19 protein-coding genes are annotated in these 18,746 nt (G+C 58.9%); 10 read left to right on the forward strand and 9 right to left on the reverse strand.

Translation table 11 applies throughout. The features are described 5' to 3' along the window. Positions 1–6 precede the first annotated feature (6 nt). The gene (locus GbCGDNIH8_RS09985) at positions 7–645 is read left to right on the forward strand and encodes a hypothetical protein (protein ID WP_072573065.1); all 639 of its coding nucleotides are present in this window, start codon (positions 7–9) and stop codon (positions 643–645) included. 26 nt (positions 646–671) lie between these two features. Here GbCGDNIH8_RS09985 and GbCGDNIH8_RS09990 read toward each other — a convergent pair whose 3' ends face one another. The 4 genes from GbCGDNIH8_RS09990 to GbCGDNIH8_RS10005 all read right to left on the reverse strand — a co-directional run bounded on the left by GbCGDNIH8_RS09990 (position 672) and on the right by GbCGDNIH8_RS10005 (position 4,626). Next, on the reverse strand, positions 672–1,223 hold the full coding sequence (locus tag GbCGDNIH8_RS09990) for a PQQ-dependent catabolism-associated CXXCW motif protein (RefSeq protein ID WP_072573066.1): 552 nt from the start codon (positions 1,221–1,223) through the stop codon (positions 672–674). Between the two features lie 33 nt (positions 1,224–1,256). Then, the gene (locus tag GbCGDNIH8_RS09995) at positions 1,257–2,120 is read right to left on the reverse strand and encodes a substrate-binding domain-containing protein (RefSeq protein WP_081368955.1); all 864 of its coding nucleotides are present in this window, start codon (positions 2,118–2,120) and stop codon (positions 1,257–1,259) included. Positions 2,121–2,186: 66 nt separating this feature from the next. Beyond that, on the reverse strand, positions 2,187–2,618 hold the full coding sequence (locus GbCGDNIH8_RS10000) for a c-type cytochrome (RefSeq protein ID WP_072573067.1): 432 nt from the start codon (positions 2,616–2,618) through the stop codon (positions 2,187–2,189). 205 nt (positions 2,619–2,823) lie between these two features. Further along, complete coding sequence (locus tag GbCGDNIH8_RS10005; RefSeq protein WP_072573068.1) at positions 2,824–4,626, reverse strand: methanol/ethanol family PQQ-dependent dehydrogenase; 1,803 nt, start codon at positions 4,624–4,626, stop codon at positions 2,824–2,826. A gap of 414 nt (positions 4,627–5,040) precedes the next feature. On the opposite strand from GbCGDNIH8_RS10005, the gene GbCGDNIH8_RS10010 reads away from it, so the two are divergent. Continuing rightward, complete coding sequence (locus tag GbCGDNIH8_RS10010; RefSeq protein ID WP_072573069.1) at positions 5,041–5,715, forward strand: hypothetical protein; 675 nt, start codon at positions 5,041–5,043, stop codon at positions 5,713–5,715. 64 nt (positions 5,716–5,779) lie between these two features. After that, positions 5,780–6,133: a hypothetical protein gene (locus tag GbCGDNIH8_RS10015; protein ID WP_216634450.1), complete on the forward strand. Its 354-nt coding sequence runs from the start codon at positions 5,780–5,782 to the stop codon at positions 6,131–6,133. Positions 6,134–6,211: 78 nt separating this feature from the next. Here GbCGDNIH8_RS10015 and pqqE read toward each other — a convergent pair whose 3' ends face one another. The 5 genes from pqqE to pqqA form a co-directional block, all read right to left on the reverse strand. Next, entirely contained in the window at positions 6,212–7,336 is a 1,125-nt protein-coding gene (pqqE, locus tag GbCGDNIH8_RS10020) for a pyrroloquinoline quinone biosynthesis protein PqqE (RefSeq protein ID WP_072573071.1), read from the reverse strand. Then, a complete protein-coding gene (gene pqqD / locus GbCGDNIH8_RS10025) occupies positions 7,333–7,650 on the reverse strand; it encodes a pyrroloquinoline quinone biosynthesis peptide chaperone PqqD (protein WP_072573072.1) in 318 nt (105 codons plus the stop codon). Before pqqD ends, pqqE begins: the two co-directional genes overlap by 4 nt. Positions 7,651–7,655: 5 nt before the next feature. Beyond that, on the reverse strand, positions 7,656–8,375 hold the full coding sequence (gene pqqC / locus GbCGDNIH8_RS10030) for a pyrroloquinoline-quinone synthase PqqC (RefSeq protein ID WP_253736016.1): 720 nt from the start codon (positions 8,373–8,375) through the stop codon (positions 7,656–7,658). 44 nt (positions 8,376–8,419) lie between these two features. After that, positions 8,420–9,352: a pyrroloquinoline quinone biosynthesis protein PqqB gene (pqqB, locus tag GbCGDNIH8_RS10035; protein WP_072573074.1), complete on the reverse strand. Its 933-nt coding sequence runs from the start codon at positions 9,350–9,352 to the stop codon at positions 8,420–8,422. Positions 9,353–9,487: 135 nt separating this feature from the next. Beyond that, positions 9,488–9,673: a pyrroloquinoline quinone precursor peptide PqqA gene (pqqA, locus tag GbCGDNIH8_RS13150; protein ID WP_072573075.1), complete on the reverse strand. Its 186-nt coding sequence runs from the start codon at positions 9,671–9,673 to the stop codon at positions 9,488–9,490. Positions 9,674–9,724: 51 nt separating this feature from the next. Between pqqA and GbCGDNIH8_RS10045 the strand changes: the two genes are divergently transcribed. From GbCGDNIH8_RS10045 to GbCGDNIH8_RS10075, 7 genes are all read left to right on the forward strand, one after another. Further along, complete coding sequence (locus GbCGDNIH8_RS10045) at positions 9,725–10,639, forward strand: LysR family transcriptional regulator (protein ID WP_072573076.1); 915 nt, start codon at positions 9,725–9,727, stop codon at positions 10,637–10,639. Positions 10,640–10,872: 233 nt separating this feature from the next. Then, on the forward strand, positions 10,873–11,340 hold the full coding sequence (locus GbCGDNIH8_RS10050; protein WP_072573077.1) for a formate dehydrogenase subunit gamma: 468 nt from the start codon (positions 10,873–10,875) through the stop codon (positions 11,338–11,340). Beyond that, on the forward strand, positions 11,337–12,893 hold the full coding sequence (locus tag GbCGDNIH8_RS10055) for a formate dehydrogenase beta subunit (protein ID WP_072573078.1): 1,557 nt from the start codon (positions 11,337–11,339) through the stop codon (positions 12,891–12,893). Before GbCGDNIH8_RS10050 ends, GbCGDNIH8_RS10055 begins: the two co-directional genes overlap by 4 nt. A 17-nt stretch (positions 12,894–12,910) precedes the next feature. After that, a complete protein-coding gene (fdhF, locus tag GbCGDNIH8_RS10060) occupies positions 12,911–15,754 on the forward strand; it encodes a formate dehydrogenase subunit alpha (RefSeq protein WP_072573079.1) in 2,844 nt (947 codons plus the stop codon). 57 nt (positions 15,755–15,811) lie between these two features. Continuing rightward, complete coding sequence (gene fdhD / locus GbCGDNIH8_RS10065) at positions 15,812–16,681, forward strand: formate dehydrogenase accessory sulfurtransferase FdhD (RefSeq protein ID WP_072573080.1); 870 nt, start codon at positions 15,812–15,814, stop codon at positions 16,679–16,681. Positions 16,682–16,772: 91 nt separating this feature from the next. After that, on the forward strand, positions 16,773–17,102 hold the full coding sequence (locus tag GbCGDNIH8_RS10070) for a formate dehydrogenase subunit delta (protein WP_072612695.1): 330 nt from the start codon (positions 16,773–16,775) through the stop codon (positions 17,100–17,102). After that, positions 17,068–18,720: an OFA family MFS transporter gene (locus tag GbCGDNIH8_RS10075; RefSeq protein ID WP_072573082.1), complete on the forward strand. Its 1,653-nt coding sequence runs from the start codon at positions 17,068–17,070 to the stop codon at positions 18,718–18,720. Before GbCGDNIH8_RS10070 ends, GbCGDNIH8_RS10075 begins: the two co-directional genes overlap by 35 nt. The last annotated feature ends 26 nt before the right edge of the window (positions 18,721–18,746 follow it).

Here is an 18,746-nt window from a genome sequence, read left to right on the forward strand (position 1 = left end):
AACCTCATGCTGCGCAACACCGTCTTTCGCCTGACCTCTCTGCTGCTGCTGACAACAGCCACCACACCGTCATGGGCCGCCTCTTTCGACAAGGATCCTGACTGGCCGTGCCAGCAAAGGCTGGTGCCGCATGTCGCGGCAGCCACCTACTGGGCCGGGGAAGCGCCTGTTCCCTCACCCGGGGATGCGCCGCAGGACAAGGCCCGTGCCGACGTGATTGCTGCCGTCTCCGACCGCTCGCTTCCGCTGACGGATGGTCAGGCCAAGCTTGCCGCCTATGCCGATACCATTCCTCAGGCAGAGCGCAGCAAGGTGCTGGGAACCCTGTTCGCGGATATTACCGCTGCGGTCGATACAGAACGCTCCTCGCTGATTTCCCGTATCAAGGAGCTGGGCCGTCATCAGCGCGGGCTTGCCAGACAGGTGGAGGCGGTCAATGGCGATCTGTCCAAATTGCCGGAAGAGCCGCAGGGTGCCGATCTGGTTAAATTCAACGACCTGAATAGTGAGCGTGGATTGCTGGTACGCAGCTATCAGGAGACCCAACATACCATGCGCTATGTCTGTGAGGCACCGGCTGATCTGGAAGGACGTCTGGCAGCCTATGCCCGGACGTTACAAGCCAAAATCCAGCCCGCTCACTAAGCTATCCTGCGCGTAACAGCGGGCCGTTACGGCTGCTCTGGCGGGAAGACTGGCTGGTTCGGCACAAGCCGGTAACCAGCCGCTTTCCATGCCTCGGTTCCTCCGGGAAACCAGGCGACATGGGGATAGCCATAGGACAACGCACGCTTTGCCGCGTTCCAGCTCATCCAGCAATTGGGCAGGCAATAGAACACCAGCAACTTGCCCTTGTCGCCCATGGTGGCGTTGGCAAGCTGATGCCGGAACCATGTATCAACGCCAGGCGGCAACGTTCCCAACCCGATATCGGCCAGCCACAGACTACCGGGAATATCGAGGCGTGGTGGAGGCATCCACGGTATTTCCGGCGCACTTCCTTTCGGCTTGCGGGGAGCGGCCATGGCATCAATCAGAACCACCCGGCCCCGCTCGATCACCGTATGCAGCGCATCCGCATCCAGCACGATGGCGCCTTTGAGCGTAGCAGGGGTCGGCGCCTTGAAATCCTGCATCCGGTAGCCTTCAGGCTCTGGCGCAGGGGATGCAGCCGCCACAAGCAAGGATGCCATCAGACCAGCCACAAGGCGCATCGTTCTCATGCTTTCCTCCGCTATCTTCCCTGTGAGGCCGGCTCAATGCGCGGCAGGTGCAGCTTTCGGGATGATCGGATGATTTTGTTCATCCAGCAACGGGACATGATATGCCATGAGAATATCGTCGATAGCAGGCTGGTTTTTGCGCAAGGCCGCATTCAGACGACGGCGCCACTCGGTTTCATTCGGGCGCACACCCAGCGCAACACGATAATCAAGCCGCACCTTTCCATCCGACTGCAAAAAATCCATATGCAGCGGCAGCTTGCCCTCGGCGATGAAATAGCCGGCAAAGGGCCCCCAGATCAGGGCCACATCGATCTTGTGATCCAGCAGATCCTGCAACATCTGGCGCGGAGGCGACTCGACGCGTGTATCGACCTGTAAGGAATAGGCGGTGGCACGATCGATCAGATGCGCATGCAACAGAAGATCGGAAGGTGGGGTCGCTGCGATCAGGCCGAACCGTTTGCCTGCCAGAGAAGGATCGGTCACGGATGTCGCGGTCAGATGATCCTCCTGCCGCGTCACGATCATATAGGCGGAGTGATAATAGGCGCTGGTGCTGTCCATCATGCCATTACCGGGTACAACACCGATCACAACATCACATTTTTCAGCGATCAGCGTGTTGCGCAGAAAACCAACGGTCTGCGGAAACCATGTGTAGCTGACTGGAAGCGACAGGGTTTTCGCCAGCAATGTGGCGATCTTGTTTTCAAAACCTTCCCGCTTTTTATTGGAGAAAGGCATATCGGATGGATCGGCACAGACGCGGAAAGCGGACCGGCTGACCAGATCAACGTCATATTGGGCAAAAGCAGGCGCATGCGCCGCACAAAACGCCAGAAAGGTCGAGACAGCGGCCAGAAACCGCAACCGCCCAGTCATGACACGACGCATGGCACGCGCTCCAGAATCCTGATCCGGCGAAGCACAGCGCCCCGCCGGAAAGGAAGAGGGATTAAATCAGTCGTCGAAACGCTTCGGACGACCGCGGCCCAGCGCCCCGTCAGAACGGGCCTTCAGGTACATGTAAATAGCATCAAGGTTATTAACGACGTCGGCAACTTCACCAAAAGCGGGCATCACACTGTCGCTGGTGGTGGAGACGTTCTTGCGACCGTTAATGACAGTCTGGGTGAACGTGTCATAGCTCATGGTCTTGAGCGAGTTGGTCAGATTAGGGGCATAAGAGCTGCCGGAGCCATCGGGACCATGGCAACGCAGGCAGTTATCGCCATAAAAATTGTAGCCATGAGCAATGGTCTTGTCGCCCTTGCCGTCTTTCACATGCTTCTTGTAATCCGGCGCATCATCCGCATGGGCTGCGGAAACGGCACCGCCAGCGAAAGCCACGCTGAGCAGGACAGCGGCAAGGCGTGTTTTGATGTGTGGCATGGATCGTCTTTTCCTTCCTCGGTCAAAAGGCCGTTATCAGGGGTGACATCGGCTGTGGGACAAATTCCGCGTTATCTGCATATTTGCCCCAGACTAATTCCGGCATCCGAGGCATTTTGGACGCGATAGCAAGATAAAGAACCCCGGCGACACGTCAATGTCGCCGGGGCCAATAATCAGTCTGTCAGATGATGACCGGCATCGATCAGTTGTCGATGCCGAACACCGTCAGCACGCCGCCAAGCTGCGTGTAGCTGGCGAGCGAGCGATACGCACCCACCGCGCCCAGACCATCGGCGTCACCGGTCAGACCAGCGGCCATACCGATACCGGCCCAGCCACCAAGGCCGGACAGAACGGCAATGTACTCTTTGCCCTTGTGCTCATAGGCATTGACGTTGCCGATGATGCCGGACGGGGTCTTGTACTTGTAGAGCAGCTTGCCGGTCTTGGCGTCGACTGCCTTCAGGTAGCCTTCCAGCGTGCCGTAATAGACAACGCCACCCGCCGTGGAGAGCGCACCGGACCACACGGAGAACAGTTCCGGATCGGACCAGGCGATTTTGCCCTTGTTAACATCATAGGCAATGAAGTTGCCCAGATGGTTTTCGCCCGGCGGCGGATACATGTTGACGGTGGAGCCAACGAAAGGCTGACCGGCGGTGTAGGACACCTTGAACGGCTCATAGTCCATGCAGATATGGTTCGTCGGCACGTAGAACATGTGGTTCTGCGGGTCGAACGAGGCAGGCTGCTGGTCCTTGACGCCGAGCGCAGCCGGGCAGATGCCCTTCGTGTTGTGGTCTTCACCACCGGCTTCGGTGGAGTATTTCTTCACACGCTGCGGGAGACCGGTCTTCAGATCGACGCCGGTAGCCCAGTTGACGATCGGATCGAACTTGTTCGCCTGCAGCAGCTCACCCGTCACGCGGTCGAGCACATAGGCGAAGCCATTACGGTCGAAATGCACCAGCGCCTTGGTTTCCTTGCCGTTCACCTTGGTGTCGGCGAGGATCATTTCGTTGATGCCGTCATAGTCCCATTCATCGTGCGGGGTCATCTGATAGACCCACTTCGCGACACCGGTATCTGCATCACGGGCAAAAATGGTCATGGACCACTTGTTGTCGCCAGGACGCTGCACCGGGTTCCAGGTGCTGGGGTTGCCGGACCCGTAATAGATCAGGTTCAGCTTCGGATCGTAGGAATACCAGCCCCAGGTCGCACCGCCACCCGTCTTCCACTGATCGCCCTGCCAGGTCTTGATGGAGCTGTCCTTGCCAACCGGCTTGCCGAGAGCGGTGGTCTTGTCATCGAACAGGATCTGGTCATCCGTGCCGACAGAATACGCCTTCCAGACCAGCTTGCCGTCTTTCAGGCTGTAAGCGGTCAGGCGGCCCTGCACACCGAATTCACCGCCGGAGATACCGACGATCACCTTGTCCTTCACAATGAAAGGGGCGCTGGTGGAGGTTTCACCCTTCTTCGGATCGCCGTTGGTAACTTTCCAGACTTCCTTGCCAGTCTTGGCATCGAGGGCGACAACCTTGGTGTCGGCCTGAGCCAGAATGATCTTGCCGTCGCCATAGGCAACACCACGGTTCACGGTGTCACAGCACATCACCGGGATGACTTCCGGATCCTGCTTCGGCTCGTACGACCAGATCACGCGACCATTGTCGTTCAGATCAAGGGCGAACACCTTGTTCGGAAACGGCGTGTGCACATACATGACATCGCCGATCACCAGCGGGCCGCCTTCATGGCCGCGCAGAACGCCGGTGGAGAAGCTCCATACCGGATGCAGCTTGCCGGCATTGGCCACCGTGATCTGCTTCAGGGCGCTGTAGCGCTGATTGGCGAAATCACCTGCCTGCATGGCCCAGTTGGCCGGGTTCTTGGACAGTTTCGCGAGATCTTCATTCGCACGCGCGCCATCAACCGCGGTCAGGCCGACAAAGGCTGACACGGCAACGGACATCGCAAGCAGTCGCTTGCTGGACTTCATAAAAATCCTCCCTGGGTTTGGCCGACATCCACCAAAAACGCCCACCTTTCCGGCAGGTCTGGCATTGGCAGAAGCCGGTCGGAGCCGCCCCCGCCTGTTACTGGCTGACGCGGTGCGCGGGAGATTATCTCTCGCAACCTTCCAACCACAAGAGGCAATATGGCATAAAATGCATAAAATAGGTTACATGATTGGAAATTTTGCGTCACAACAGCACATGATTTCCGATATCACAGGCTCATTGTCGCCTTCTGACGATCTCTGCTGTCATGCTTTGTCAGTTAAATTACGTTTTAGAGAATCTGCATGAGCACTTTGTTCCTTCCAGAACGTCGGAAGGATGGTAGACTAAACGCGCGCGCAAGCATCACTATAAGCAAATAAACTGGCATTAAATGCCGTCAGGTTCAGGAAATGCTCCGTTACTCACTCTCTGCCTTGTTCTCCGCCATGTTGCTGACGGCTCCGGCCTTTGCCGCCGATCAGCCCGGCACCGAACCATCCACCAATCCGGCCGTCCATGCCGTGTTCGAATCACCGCATCTGGCCAATATCACCCAGCCGGAAACGCTGATCTATTCCTATGAGTACAAAGGTCCACAGTCTTTTACGGACACGGTGTCAGAACAGATCATCAAGATCCATCCGGATGGCACCAAACTGGTCGGGTTTCACTTTCTGACTGGCGACCGATTCATGTTCACGCCATCGCTGGATGATTATCGCGGCAATCCGCTGGTGATGATCTTTCTGGAACATGATGTCATGGAAATGAAAAAATCCATCGGCATGGCCGCCGCCTATTTCCGTGCCCGCGTCAAGGAAGGCTTTTTCAAAGCTGCCGTTACCGACACCACCTTCACCCATGACGGCAAGTCACTGCCTGCCAGACAGGTCGTGATGGAACCGTTCGCCACTGAAAGCCGGTTACAGAACGTGCCGTTCATTCAGCACAAGAAATACACCATCATCCTGTGCGACCAGTTGCCGGGGGGCATCGCTCAAATCAGAACGGAACAGCCCGGCGATCCGAAAGGCGGTATTCCGCCGATCAGCCAGATCCTCACGTTCAAAACGGTGAAACCCTGATATGGCTTATGCACGAAAAATCCTGGCCCGCTTACCGATATTCTCAATACGCTCGGCGGTTCTGTTGACAGGTCTGCTGACATTACCTGCCATGGCAATGGCTGATGAGGTCGCCGACGCCAATCAATCTCACAAGCCGCGCTATGATTATCCGACCTCAGCCCGCGCTGATTACGTGATCGGCTGCCTTGCCTCCAACGGTATGAAGCACGAGTTTCTGGATAAATGCTCCTGCGGGATCGACACGATTGCCGATCAGATGAGCTATGACGACTACCAGCATGCGGAAACAGTCCTCAGCATGCTGCAAGGCGCACTCGGTCAGCGGGCCGAGGAGTTTCGATCCACCGCCATGCTGACAAAACTGGTGGACAGGCTGCGGCAGGCGCAGGCCGAGGCCAATCTACGCTGCCACTGATCCGGTGCGAGAGGCCGGTCACGGAGGAAACATTCCTCTATGGTCGGCCTCTATGGCCAGCAGATCATCAGAAAGCAGCTATTCGGCAACAGGGGACAGAACCTCGTTCGGAACTGGCGCATTGCCGATCCGGCGATACACATAATCAGGCGCCACATTGCCACGGGCGGCAACGGCTTCCTCCATGACATGATGCGCAGGGGACAGGGCGCAGGCCGGATCGGTAATATCCATATCCCCGGTCAGCGCAAAAGCCTGACAACGGCAGCCGCCCCAGTCGATCTCCCGACGGTCACAGGAACGGCACGGTTCCGGCATCCAGTCCGTACCACGATATTTCTGGAAAGCCGGTGCGCCGCTCCAGATATCCGCCAGCGACCATTCGCGCACGGACGGAAATTCCAGGCCGGTCAGGGTCTCCGCCGCATGGCAGGGAAGAGCCTTGCCGGAGGGAGAAATATTGATGAAGCGGCGCGCCCAACCGCCCATGCAGGCTTTCGGGCGTTTCGCATAATAATCCGGTGTCACGTAATCAATGACCATGACGCCTTTGAGCCGCTCCCGCGCCTCTTCCACCGTCGCGGTGGCGATTTCCAGTTGCTCCCGACTCGGCAACAGCGCATCACGGTTGACCAGACCCCAGCCATAATACTGGACATTCGCAATCTCTGTGCGAGTCGCACCCATTGCCTGCGCGGCTTCCAGCATACGCGGCAGGTTTTCCATGTTCTGCCGATGAATTACGTAATTCAGGGTCAGCGGCAGACCTGCTTCCTTGATCAGACGGGCTGCTTTCAGCTTTTTCGACTGTGCGCCGGCCAGACCGCCGATACGCTCGGCGTTCTCGACATCCACATCCTGAAAACTGAGCTGGATATGGTCGATGCCGGCCTTCATCAGCCGCTCCATCATCGCCTCATCCAGCAGCACGCCGGAGGTGATGATATTCGTGTACATCTGCCGCTCGACCGCCCTCGCGATCAACTCCGGCAGATCCTTCCGCACCATCGGCTCGCCACCGGAAAAATGCATCTGCAGCACGCCAAGCTCGGCGGCCTCATCCATGATGCGCAGCCATTCCTCGGTTTTCAGCTCAATCCCCGCGCGCTCCAGCTCAAGAGGATTGGAACAGTACGGACATTGCAGGGGACAGCGATGCGTCAGCTCCGCAAGAAGCCCCATAGGAGGTTCGATGGTGCTCATAACCGGATGGCTCCCTTCGCCGACATATCCGCAAACATGGTGACGACATCGGCCGCGATCACCTCCCTGGGTGCCGCAAAACGGGATACCAGCTCATCGATGATTGCGCCGATCGTTTTCTGACCATCCACAAGCTTGAGAATTTCCGCCGCCACAGGGTCGGGCTGGAACAGTCGCTCCGGCCCAAGGATGACCCATGCATCACGCACCTTGTCATGCCGGAACTTCATCCCCTGACCGAAACGCGGCACCGCATCTTCATTCAGAGCCTGGAGCGGAACCTGGGGCAGAGCCTGATCCTGGGGGGCGGACATTGTCTCTAGACCTCAGGTACGAAGGCGCCGGGCGGGATATTGCCGGGGGCCACATAGGAATAATACAGCGCATCAAGCTGCGACCAGAGCACATCACACTTGAACCGCAGGGCTGCAATCACGGCCTGCTGCTGGTCCGCTGTGCGGGCATGCTCCTTCACATAAGCCAGCGCAAAATCCACATCGCGCGGAGCCTGGGTCAGGCGCGGCTTGAAATAGGCCAGCGTTTCCTCCGACACCCAGTCATAATTTGCCAACATGCCGGAAACCCGTTCCCGGATAATGGTCGGCGAGAACATCTCGGTCAAAGAAGACGCTATCGCCTCGAGAATTGGCTTCTCACGGCAGAATGTCACATAGGCATCCACGGCAAAGCGGGTGGTGGGCAGCAAGCCCTCCCTGCTCTCGACATAGGCAGCATCCAGCCCGACTCCCTCGGCCAGCTTCAGCCAGCGGGCGATCCCGCCAGTGCCGGGTTCGGTGCCGTCATGATCCACCAGCCGCCGCCGCCATTCGCGCCGCAACTCGGCCGTCGGCAGACGTGACAGCAAGGCCGCATCCTTGGCCGGGATGCTGGCCTGATAATGGTATCGGTTAAGCGCCCAGGCCTGCACCTGACCACGCGTCAGCGCACCGTCATGCAGCAAGCGGTGAAACGGGTGGAGATTATGATAACGCTCGGCTCCGACCGCCCGAAGCGAGGCTTCCAGTTCGTCCGGCGTCATGACCCTGTTCGTTTCCTGTCCGTCTGCATGGTTATGAGTGTGTGTCATAATTCGATCTGCATCCCATCATGGGCGACGGTCCATCCCGCCGCGAGCGCTTCAGCGCGCTCCGCACTGTCTTCCAGCAAAACAGGATTGGAGTTGTTGATGTGAATCAGAATTTTCTGCCGTACGCCCAGATCGCGGAACGCGGCAATGGTGCCATCTTCTCCGCTGACGCTCATATGCCCCATGCGCCGGCCGGTTTTGGGAACCAGCCCGGCCCGGATCATCTCATCATCGGACCATAATGTCCCGTCGAAAAACACCGTATCGGCACCGGCCAGACGCTGCCTCAGGGAATCGGTCATCATCGCGCAGGCTGGAATAAAACAGACGGTGCGTCGCCCGTCGGAAATGGCCGCCCCCACTGTCTGCTCCCCTTCCTCGACCGGCGCGGGGGCATTCATCAGCAGCCCCTCCTGCTCCAGATAGAGCGGCACCTTGCCGGGAACCGGGAAGAATTCGACAGTCAGGCCGGATGGCTCACCGCCCGGCAGGGTCAAAGCAAATGGGCCGCTGGCCGGAATGGTCCGGCGCTCCACCACATCCCGGGCCAGAACCTCGAAAATGGGATTGTCATTGAGGATGCCGTGCACCCGGCTGGTGGCATACACGGTAAAAGCCTGCCTTTCCCGCAGGGTCAGCAACCCGGCAAGCGCATCGACATCGCCATTGGTGAGGACGACACCCGCAATCGGGGTCGAACGGATGGCACCGTTCGGATGCAGCATCGCATTCGCCTCGATCTGCTGGCGGATATCGGGGGAAGCATTAAAAACAAACCAGAAAACACCGTCCTGACTGACGGCAATGGACGCCTGCGTGCGCGGCGCCGCCTTTGGGTCGCCGGCCCTGGCGCGGCGACATCCGGCGGCGTTCGAGTTCCATTGAGGGAAGCCGCCACCTGCAGCCGACCCGAGAACGACGATTTTCATCGCACGGTCCGACCATGTTTGAACTGTAAAAACAGCAGGATAGCGGCGACCTCCATTCAAAAAGAAGCCGCCGCCTCACTGTATTAAAACCGGCCTGCCACGCTGGGAAGCGTCACATCAGGCGGGCAGACCCAATTACTCGGCGCAGGCGTATGCGTTGATTTCTGCACCCAGAGCAATTTCAGTCACAGACGGAGTATTCCAGGCCATTTTTAAAGTTCCTCCTGTATTTTGGTTTTTGGACAATTCGGACGATATAAGCGTGTTGCCCGGCCCGTCAATCGTCTGGATCAATTGGCCAATGGAAAGTTTTACCTCCATGATGGCCCTGCGGGCAGATTCGCGCCGGATAGTAGAGTTGGAACAGAGTTCGTGATTGATAAGCTGGAGTATCTCCTGGCCCTGTCGCGGGAGCATCATTTTGGGCGGGCCGCTGAAACCTGCGGCGTCACACAACCCACCCTTTCAGCTGGCCTCAAACAACTTGAGGAGCAGCTTGGCGCTTTGCTGGTACAGCGTGGCGCACGGTTTATCGGCTTCACGCCGGAAGGTGAGCGGGCGCTTGACTGGGCACGGCGCATCACGACCGACACCAAGGCCATGCGTCAGGAAATTCAGGCGCTGAAATACGGGCTGAATGGCAATCTCCGTCTGGCCGTCATCCCGACCGCGATGCCGATCGTCTCAACCCTGACCACGCCATTCCGGAACAAACATCCGGATGTCACCTTTACCATTGTCTCAAAATCATCCATCGCAACCCTCTCGCTGATCGAGAATTTCGAGGCGGATGCCGGTATTTCCTATCTGGATAACGAACCGCTGGGCCGGGTCCGTGCGATTCCACTCTATCGGGAACATTATTGCCTGGTGACGGCCCCTCATGCACCGCTGGGCGACCGGGAGGAAGTAGCCTGGCAGGATATGTCCGGTCTGCCGCTCTGTCTGCTGACACCGGACATGCAAAATCGCCGGATTCTCGACAGGATGTTGTCCTCAGCCGGCGCGGAACCGAAAGTCAGTCTGGAATCCAATTCCATGATCGGTCTGTGGTCTCACCTCCGCACCGGCGCATGGGCCAGCATCATGCCCGCCAGACTCATCGATATTCTGGGGCTGAATCCAGAATTAAGGGCCATTCCAATTGTTGGAGGCCCACCCGCCCCAACTGTTGGCCTGGTGATTCCGCACCGTGATCCATTGACGCCGCTGATCGCGGCACTGGCCACGGAAGCCGAAAACCTGACGGCCGAGCTGGATCGTTCTGCGGCAGCCTCAACACGCTAAAAACAGTCCATAGTCAGGCGATTTCTGCCCCTCCGGCTCTGTCAGCAGCCGGAGGCAGCAAGTGCGTGCATTCATTATTTAATAATGCGAACTATTCTCATTTGAATTGCTTTTTCGCTGGGATGATAGAATTGTTCTATCGCAGCATAACGACTCGCATCTTGATGGGAGCAGATGAAGGGCGCAGATAACAGGTTCCAGAGGAAACCGAATCAAGCGTGGTGAGCCAAATCATGGCCAAGGACGCTTTCAGCGCGGAACGCGCTGCAAGAATTATCGATATCCATCGTGATCAGGAAGGCGCCATGCTGCCTATCCTGCATGATCTGCAGGCTGAATTCGGCTATGTACCGGAAGAAGTCGTGCCAATGCTCGCGGATGCGTTGAACGTATCCCGCGCCGAAGTGCACGGTGTCATCAGCTTTTATCACGATTTCAAGAACCATCCCCCCGGTCGGCACGTTCTGAAACTGTGCCGCGCGGAAGCATGTCAGGCGATGGGCGCCAACGCCCTGGCTGACCATGTTCGTGAGAAGCTCCGCGTGGACTGGCATGAAACCACGGTCAATGGCGCCGTGACGCTTGAACCGGTGTTCTGCCTCGGCCTGTGCGCCTGCGCACCCGCGGCAATGCTGGATAACGAGCTGCATGGCCGTCTTGATCAGGACCATGTCGATACGCTGCTGGAGAGCGTGGCATGACCATCAAGGTATTCGTTCCCCGCGATGCGGCCGCCCTTGCGGTCGGCGCTGACGCCGTCGCCCGCAAACTGGAGCAGCTTGCTCAGGAACGGTCGCTGGATATCACCATCATCCGGAATGGCTCCCGCGGGATGCTATGGCTGGAAACGCTGGTCGAGGTCGAAACCCCCCAGGGCCGTGTCGCCTACGGCCCTGTCAGTGCACGCGATCTGCCCGGCCTGCTGGATGCCGGTATGCTGGAAGGCAAGCCGCACGCGCTGCACCATGGCCTGACCGAGGAAATGCCCTGGTTCAGGAAGCAGACCCGTCTGACTTTCGAGCGCTGTGGCATCGTCGATCCGCGCTCCCTGAGCGATTATCAGGCCCATGGCGGATATAAAGGCCTTGCCCGTGCCCTGACCATGACGCCGGAAGCGGTGGTCGAGGATGTGACCAAATCCGGCTTGCGTGGTCGTGGTGGCGCAGGCTTCCCAACCGGCATCAAATGGAAAACCGTGCTGGGTGCGAAGGCCGCCCAGAAATACATCGTCTGCAATGCCGATGAAGGCGACAGCGGCACTTTTGCCGACCGCATGATCATGGAAGGCGATCCCTTCGTGCTGATCGAAGGCATGACCATCGCCGGTTATGCCGTTGGCGCGACCAAGGGCTATGTCTATACGCGCTCCGAATATCCTCATGCCATTGACGCGATGAACCGCGCCATTATCGCCGCACGCGAAGCGGGCATGCTGGGCGATAACATTCTCGGCTCAGGCATTTCCTTTGACATGGAAGTGCGTCAGGGCGCCGGAGCCTATGTCTGTGGCGAGGAAACCGCGCTGCTGGACAGTCTGGAAGGCAAGCGCGGCGTGGTCCGTGCCAAACCGCCTCTGCCCGCTCTGTCCGGCCTGTTCGGCCAGCCAACCGTCATCAACAACGTGATCTCCCTGACCTCCGTGCCGTGGATCCTGACCCATGGCGGGGAGGCTTATGCGGCGTTCGGCCTCGGTCGTTCCCGCGGGACCATGCCGATCCAGATCGCTGGCAACGTCAAGCAGGGCGGCCTGTTCGAGATCGCCTTCGGTATCACGCTGGGCGAACTGGTCGATGAGATCGGTGGCGGCACGCTGACCGGCCGTCCGGTACGCGCCGTGCAGATCGGTGGTCCGCTGGGAGCCTATTTCCCACGCGCCCTGTTCGACACACCATTCGACTACGAAGCCTTTGCAGCGAAGGACGGGCTGATCGGCCATGGTGGCATCGTCATTTTCGACGACACCGTCGATATGGCCCACATGGCCCGCTTCGCCATGGAATTCTGCGCCGAGGAAAGCTGCGGCAAGTGCACACCATGCCGTATCGGCTCCACACGCGGGGTCGAGACGCTCGACAAGCTGCTGCGCGGGGAACAGCACGACAAGAACTATGCCGTGCTGGAAGATCTCTGCAACACAATGAAGTTTGGCTCCCTGTGCGCGCTGGGCGGCTTCACCCCCTATCCGGTGGTCAGCGCGATGACCCATTTCCCCGAGGATTTCGCTCCCCGCACCGTCCCGGTGGCAGCGGAATAAGCGAAAGGAGACCTCCCATGCCGCTCGTGGAAGAAATCGACTATGGCACGCCAAAAGTCGTCAGTGAAAAATCCGTCACCCTGACCATCGACGGACGCCAGGTCACGGTGCCGGAAGGTACCTCCCTGATGCGCGCCGCCATGGATACCGGCATTACGGTGCCCAAGCTCTGCGCCTCCGACAATCTGAAGGCCTTCGGTTCCTGCCGCCTCTGTCTGGTGGAAATCGAGGGGCGTCCGGGCACCCCGGCTTCCTGCACCACACCAGCCATGGAAGGCATGGTGGTGCATACCCAGACTGACCGTCTGGCCCGCCTGCGCAAGGGCGTGATGGAGCTGTATATCTCCGACCATCCGCTGGACTGCCTGACCTGCTCCGCGAACGGTGATTGCGAGCTTCAGGATATGGCCGGCGCGGTCGGCCTGCGTGAGGTCCGCTACGGTTATGAGGGTGAAAACCACCTGCATGACAGCAAGGATGTCAGTAACCCCTATTTCCAGTACGATCCGTCCAAGTGCATCGTCTGTAATCGCTGCGTCCGCGCCTGTGAGGAAGTGCAGGGCACGTTCGCCCTGACCATTGAGGGCCGTGGCTTTGAAAGCCGCGTCTCCCCCGGTGCTGCGCATGACAATTTCTTTTCCTCGGAATGCGTTTCCTGCGGCGCCTGTGTGCAGGCCTGCCCGACCGCAACCCTGATGGAAAAATCCGTCATCGAAATCGGCCAGCCGGAACATTCCGAAGTCACCACCTGCGCCTATTGCGGCGTCGGGTGCAGCTTCAAGGCGGAAATGCGCGGCGAACAGATCGTGCGCATGGTTCCCTACAAGGACGGCAAGGCCAATCATGGCCATAGCTGCGTCAAGGGCCGCTTCGCCTACGGCTACGCGCTGCACAAGGATCGTCAGCTTGAGCCGATGATCCGTGAAAAAATCACTGATCCGTGGCGGGTGGTGAGCTGGGATGAAGCCATCCAGTACACTGCAAAAGAATTCCGCCGGATTCAGGAAAAATACGGCCGTTCATCCATCGGCGGTATTACCTCCTCCCGCTGCACCAATGAAGAAACCTATCTGGTGCAGAAGCTGGTGCGCGCCGTGTTCGGCAATAACAATGTCGACACCTGCGCCCGGGTCTGCCATTCTCCCACCGGGTACGGGCTTAAAACAACCTACGGCACATCCGCAGGCACACAGGATTTTGACAGCGTCGAGGAAAGCGATGTCATTCTGGTGATTGGTGCCAATCCGGTCGATGCCCACCCCGTGTTCGGCAGCCAGATGAAGCGTCGCCTGCGGGAGGGCGCGAAGCTGATCGTGATCGATCCGCGTAAAACCGATCTGGTGAAATCTCCGCATATCAAGGCCGATTTCCATCTGCCGCTGCGCCCCGGAACCAATGTCGCCATTGTCTCCGCACTGGCCCATGTGGTTGTGACGGAGGGGCTGCTGGATGAGGCTTTCGTGCGTGAACGCACCGATTGGGAGTCCTTTCAGGACTGGGTGCAGTTCGTGACCCGCCCGGAAAACAGCCCGGAAGCCGTCGCCGAAATCTGCGGCGTCAGTGCCGAGGATATCCGTGGCGCTGCCCGTCTCTATGCGACCGGCGGGAATGCCGCGATCTATTATGGTCTGGGCGTGACCGAGCACAGCCAGGGCACGACGACGGTGATGGCCATTGCCAACCTCGCCATGGCAACCGGTAATCTGGGCCGTCGTGGCGTAGGCGTGAACCCGCTGCGTGGTCAGAACAACGTGCAGGGTTCGTGCGACATGGGGTCTTTCCCCCATGAATTCACCGATTACCGCCACGTTTCCAACGATGCCGCCCGCACCCAGTTCGAAGCGCTGTGGGGCGTGTCGCTGGATGCCGAGCCGGGGCTGCGCATCCCGAACATGATCGATGCCGCCGTCGATGGCACTTACAAAGGCATCTATATTCAGGGTGAGGACATTGTTCAGTCCGACCCCGATACCACCCATATGATCGCCGGTCTGAAGAACATGGAATGCGTTGTCGTTCAGGACCTGTTCCTGAACGAAACCGCCGACTATGCCCATGTGTTCCTGCCGGGCTGCTCCTTCCTTGAGAAGGACGGAACCTTCACCAATGCCGAACGCCGCATCAACCGCGTGCGCAAGGTGATGTCGCCGAAAAATGGTTATGGTGACTGGGAAATTACCCAGATGCTGGCCAAGGCCATGGGCTATCCCATGCACTACAACCACCCGTCCGAGATCATGGACGAGATTGCCGCCACCACCCCGAACTTCGCCCTTGTTTCTTATGCGAAACTCGATGAGGTCGGCTCTGTGCAGTGGCCGTGCAATGATGAGCATCCAGATGGCATGCCGATCATGCATATTGGCCAGTTCAGCCGCGGCAAGGGCTATTTCGTCGTCACTGAATATATCGCCACTGACGAAAAGACCGGCCCGCTCTTTCCGCTTCTGCTCACCACCGGTCGTATTCTCAGCCAGTATAACGTGGGGGCGCAGACACGCCGCACCCATAACTCCATGTGGCATGAGGAAGACCGGCTGGATATCCATCCGAAAGACGCCGAAGATCGCGGCGTGCGTGATGGGGACTGGGTGAAACTGGAAAGCCGCTCCGGCGCGACATCGCTGCGGGCACGCATCACCGAAAAGGTTCCGCCGGGCGTGGTCTACACCACGTTCCATCACCCGGCGAGCCAGGCCAATGTTGTAACCACCGACAACTCCGACTGGGCCACCAACTGCCCGGAATACAAGGTCACGGCCGTGCAGGTACAGCGCAGCAACGGCCCCACCGAGTGGCAGCGTGAGTACGGCGATCACTCCACGCAGGCCCGCCGGATTATCCCGGCGGCTGCGGAATAAGGATATTCAATCCCGCGCCTTCTGGTCAGAGGGCGCGGGATTGATCCTTTTTTCCTCATGCGCACCAGCCATAAAGTCCGGCCCAATCGCTACACGACCGGCACATCCGCCTATCAGCCTCATGAGCGGATCATCCCTGAGGAAACACCCGTCGCGCTCACCTATGGCCGCGCCACGCATGCGGTGATGATGGCGACACCCGCCGATCTTGAAGATTTCGCGGTCGGTTTCAGTCTGGCGGAGGGGCTGATCGACAGTCCTCACGACATTGAAACTCTGGAGATCGTGGAGGTAACGCATGGCGTTGAACTCCGCATGGATCTGACGCAAACCCGTGATGCAGCCTTCATTGCCCGCCGACGCCACGTCACAGGTGCCACCGGTTGCGGCCTGTGTGGCATGGAAAGTCTGGACGAGGCCGCAAAATCCCCGCCACGCGTCTCGGCTGATCTGGTGATTGATGCTGAAACCATCGTCACGGCGATGGAAGCCCTCTCCCCCGTGCAGACGCTGAATCTGCGCACCCATGCTGTTCATGCAGCAGCTTTCTGGCAGCCCGGGCAGGGTCTGCTGGCCATCCGGGAAGATGTCGGTCGACATAACGCGCTTGATAAACTGGCCGGTTTTCTGGCCCGCAGCGGTATCCCTGCTTCCTCCGGGCTTGTGCTGCTGACCAGTCGCGTTTCGGTAGAGATGGTGCAGAAAGCGGCCCATATGGGCGCTGGCATTGTCGTCGCTGTCTCTGCCCCCACCACTCTGGCCATCCGTACTGCGGAAGCCGCCAATATCACGCTTGCAGCTATAGCACGGCGCGACGGATTCGAGCTGTTCACCCATCCATGGCGCATTCCTTGCCATGAGGCGGATACAAACCGTGAGCAGCCCGGCAACGTCACCTGGCTGCATCCTGGATCAACACCACCGTAAAACAGTGTGTGCGCCTGACCTCTGACTGATCGACCCCAACCATCGCAAGGGAAATTGTCCCGTGACCGCCACCAATGACCGCCTCGTGACAATGGCCAATCAGATTGCCGGTTTTTTCTCCCACCGGCCGGAAGAAACAGCCGTCTCCGGCATCGCCGAGCACATTGTGCTGTACTGGGAACCGCGTATGCGGCGCGCCTTCGACGCCATCATAGAATCACATAATCCGGCTCTGAGCCCTCTGGCGCAAAAAGCTGGAGAGTATTTAATGTCCCGTGATGTGAAACCGTCCGACCACGATCCCCTTGCCGGGATGCAGCCACGTGCGGTGACGGGATCCAATCCAAAAGAAGATCCAAACACACCTCCGGGGGGATTCGACACAGATGAGCAGCACGGAGATCACCGCGCCTCAAGCTGATCCAGGTATTCTGGACCGGGCGCGCATCATCGCTCAGCCTGGTTTCAATCGCTGGCTGGTGCCGCCCGCGGCACTGGCCATTCACCTTTGCATCGGCATGGCCTACGGCCTGTCGGTGTTCTGGCTGCCGATGCAGAAAATCATCGGCACTGCCTGCCCGGCCTCTATGGGCGAACTGGCTCAACTGACCACGACAGACTGTGACTGGTCTGAAGGATCGCTGGTCACCGCCTTCAAACTCGGCATCGTTTTTCTCGGTATTTCCGCCGCCATCTGGGGCGGATGGCTGGAACGGGTTGGCCCGCGCCGTGCAGGCGTCGTGGCGGCTTTGTGCTGGTCGGGCGGCTGGCTGATCTCCGCACTGGGGATTTATCAGCACCAACTCTGGCTGATCTGGCTGGGCCTCGGTGTGATTGGCGGGATCGGGCTGGGAATTGGTTATATTTCTCCGGTTTCAACCCTGATCAAATGGTTCCCTGATCGCCGGGGCATGGCAACCGGCATGGCCATCATGGGCTTTGGCGGCGGTGCCGTCGTCGGCAGTCCGCTGGCCCTGATGCTGTTGCAGCATTTCCGCGTGGTCGATCCGGCCACCCATGCCATCACGCAGCATGGTCTGTGGCAGACCTTCACCGCTATGGGACTGATTTATCTGGTGTTCATGCTGGGCGGTGCCTTCGCCTATCGCATTCCGCCGGATGGATGGAGACCGGATGGCTTCAGCGGCACCGCCACCACCAAGCGGATGATCGCACAGGGTCACGTGCATCTGGGCCGGGCATGGAAAACGCCACAATTCTGGCTGCTCTGGGCGGTACTGATGCTCAATGTGAGCGCCGGGATCGCGGTGCTGTCCATCGCCTCCCCCATGTTGCAGCGTATTTTCGGCGGCGCCCTGATTGATCAGCCGGGTATGACACTCGCTGATCTGTCTCTTGCGCAGAAAACAGCGGTTGCAGGTGTGGCAGGCGGTTTCGTCAGTTTGTTGTCCCTGTTCAATATCGGTGGCCGGTTTTTCTGGGCGACCATTTCCGACAAGATCGGACGCAAGCTGACCTATACGATTTTCTTCATCCTCGGTGCGGTGCTCTACACACTGACACCCGTTGCCGCGCATGCCGGACACAAGGCGCTGTTCGTGCTGGCGTTCTGCGTCATTCTGTCCATGTATGGGGGTGGTTTTTCCACGATCCCTGCCTATCTGGCCGATATTTTCGGCACCCGCTTTGTGGGGGCCATCCATGGTCGCCTGCTGACGGCATGGTCAACAGCGGGAGTGGTCGGACCAACTCTGGTCACGGTGCTGCCCGCCATGTTCGGATCATCTGATCCGGTGCATCTGTATGATACCACCTTCCACATTCTCGCCGGGCTGCTGATCCTCGGTCTGATTGCAAACTGGCTGGTGCGTCCTCTTCCCACCTATGCGTTCATGTCAGAGGCGGAACTGGCCAGCCTTCAAACGGATGGCAGCAAAGGGCATTATGCCACCGGCTCCTTCGGGATCGGTGTGGGTGGATTTTCTGCCGCCTTGATTCTGCCATGGCTGATCGTTGGTCTGCCGATTGCCTGGGGTATCTGGAAAACCATCATTAAGGCAGCGCCGCTGTTTCATTGATCACCGGATCAACTGAACAGGGTATC

Origin of the sequence: Granulibacter bethesdensis, from assembly GCF_001889545.1 — a bacterium.
GTDB classification, from domain to species: Bacteria; Pseudomonadota; Alphaproteobacteria; order Acetobacterales; family Acetobacteraceae; genus Granulibacter; species Granulibacter bethesdensis_B.

Bases quoted from the DNA above. Each gene is read 5' to 3' on its own strand.
- GbCGDNIH8_RS09985 (WP_072573065.1), top strand. From the start codon at position 7: ATGCTGCGCAACACCGTCTTTCGCCTGACCTCTCTGCTGCTGCTGACA.
- GbCGDNIH8_RS09990 (WP_072573066.1), bottom strand. From the start codon at position 1,223: ATGAGAACGATGCGCCTTGTGGCTGGTCTGATGGCATCCTTGCTTGTG.
- GbCGDNIH8_RS09995 (WP_081368955.1), bottom strand. From the start codon at position 2,120: ATGCGTCGTGTCATGACTGGGCGGTTGCGGTTTCTGGCCGCTGTCTCG.
- GbCGDNIH8_RS10000 (WP_072573067.1), bottom strand. From the start codon at position 2,618: ATGCCACACATCAAAACACGCCTTGCCGCTGTCCTGCTCAGCGTGGCT.
- GbCGDNIH8_RS10005 (WP_072573068.1), bottom strand. From the start codon at position 4,626: ATGAAGTCCAGCAAGCGACTGCTTGCGATGTCCGTTGCCGTGTCAGCC.
- GbCGDNIH8_RS10010 (WP_072573069.1), top strand. From the start codon at position 5,041: ATGCTCCGTTACTCACTCTCTGCCTTGTTCTCCGCCATGTTGCTGACG.
- pqqE (WP_072573071.1), bottom strand. From the start codon at position 7,336: ATGAGCACCATCGAACCTCCTATGGGGCTTCTTGCGGAGCTGACGCAT.
- pqqD (WP_072573072.1), bottom strand. From the start codon at position 7,650: ATGTCCGCCCCCCAGGATCAGGCTCTGCCCCAGGTTCCGCTCCAGGCT.
- pqqC (WP_253736016.1), bottom strand. From the start codon at position 8,375: ATGACGCCGGACGAACTGGAAGCCTCGCTTCGGGCGGTCGGAGCCGAG.
- pqqB (WP_072573074.1), bottom strand. From the start codon at position 9,352: ATGAAAATCGTCGTTCTCGGGTCGGCTGCAGGTGGCGGCTTCCCTCAA.
- pqqA (WP_072573075.1), bottom strand. From the start codon at position 9,673: ATGGAGGTAAAACTTTCCATTGGCCAATTGATCCAGACGATTGACGGG.
- GbCGDNIH8_RS10050 (WP_072573077.1), top strand. From the start codon at position 10,873: ATGGCCAAGGACGCTTTCAGCGCGGAACGCGCTGCAAGAATTATCGAT.
- GbCGDNIH8_RS10055 (WP_072573078.1), top strand. From the start codon at position 11,337: ATGACCATCAAGGTATTCGTTCCCCGCGATGCGGCCGCCCTTGCGGTC.
- fdhF (WP_072573079.1), top strand. From the start codon at position 12,911: ATGCCGCTCGTGGAAGAAATCGACTATGGCACGCCAAAAGTCGTCAGT.
- fdhD (WP_072573080.1), top strand. From the start codon at position 15,812: ATGCGCACCAGCCATAAAGTCCGGCCCAATCGCTACACGACCGGCACA.
- GbCGDNIH8_RS10070 (WP_072612695.1), top strand. From the start codon at position 16,773: ATGGCCAATCAGATTGCCGGTTTTTTCTCCCACCGGCCGGAAGAAACA.
- GbCGDNIH8_RS10075 (WP_072573082.1), top strand. From the start codon at position 17,068: ATGAGCAGCACGGAGATCACCGCGCCTCAAGCTGATCCAGGTATTCTG.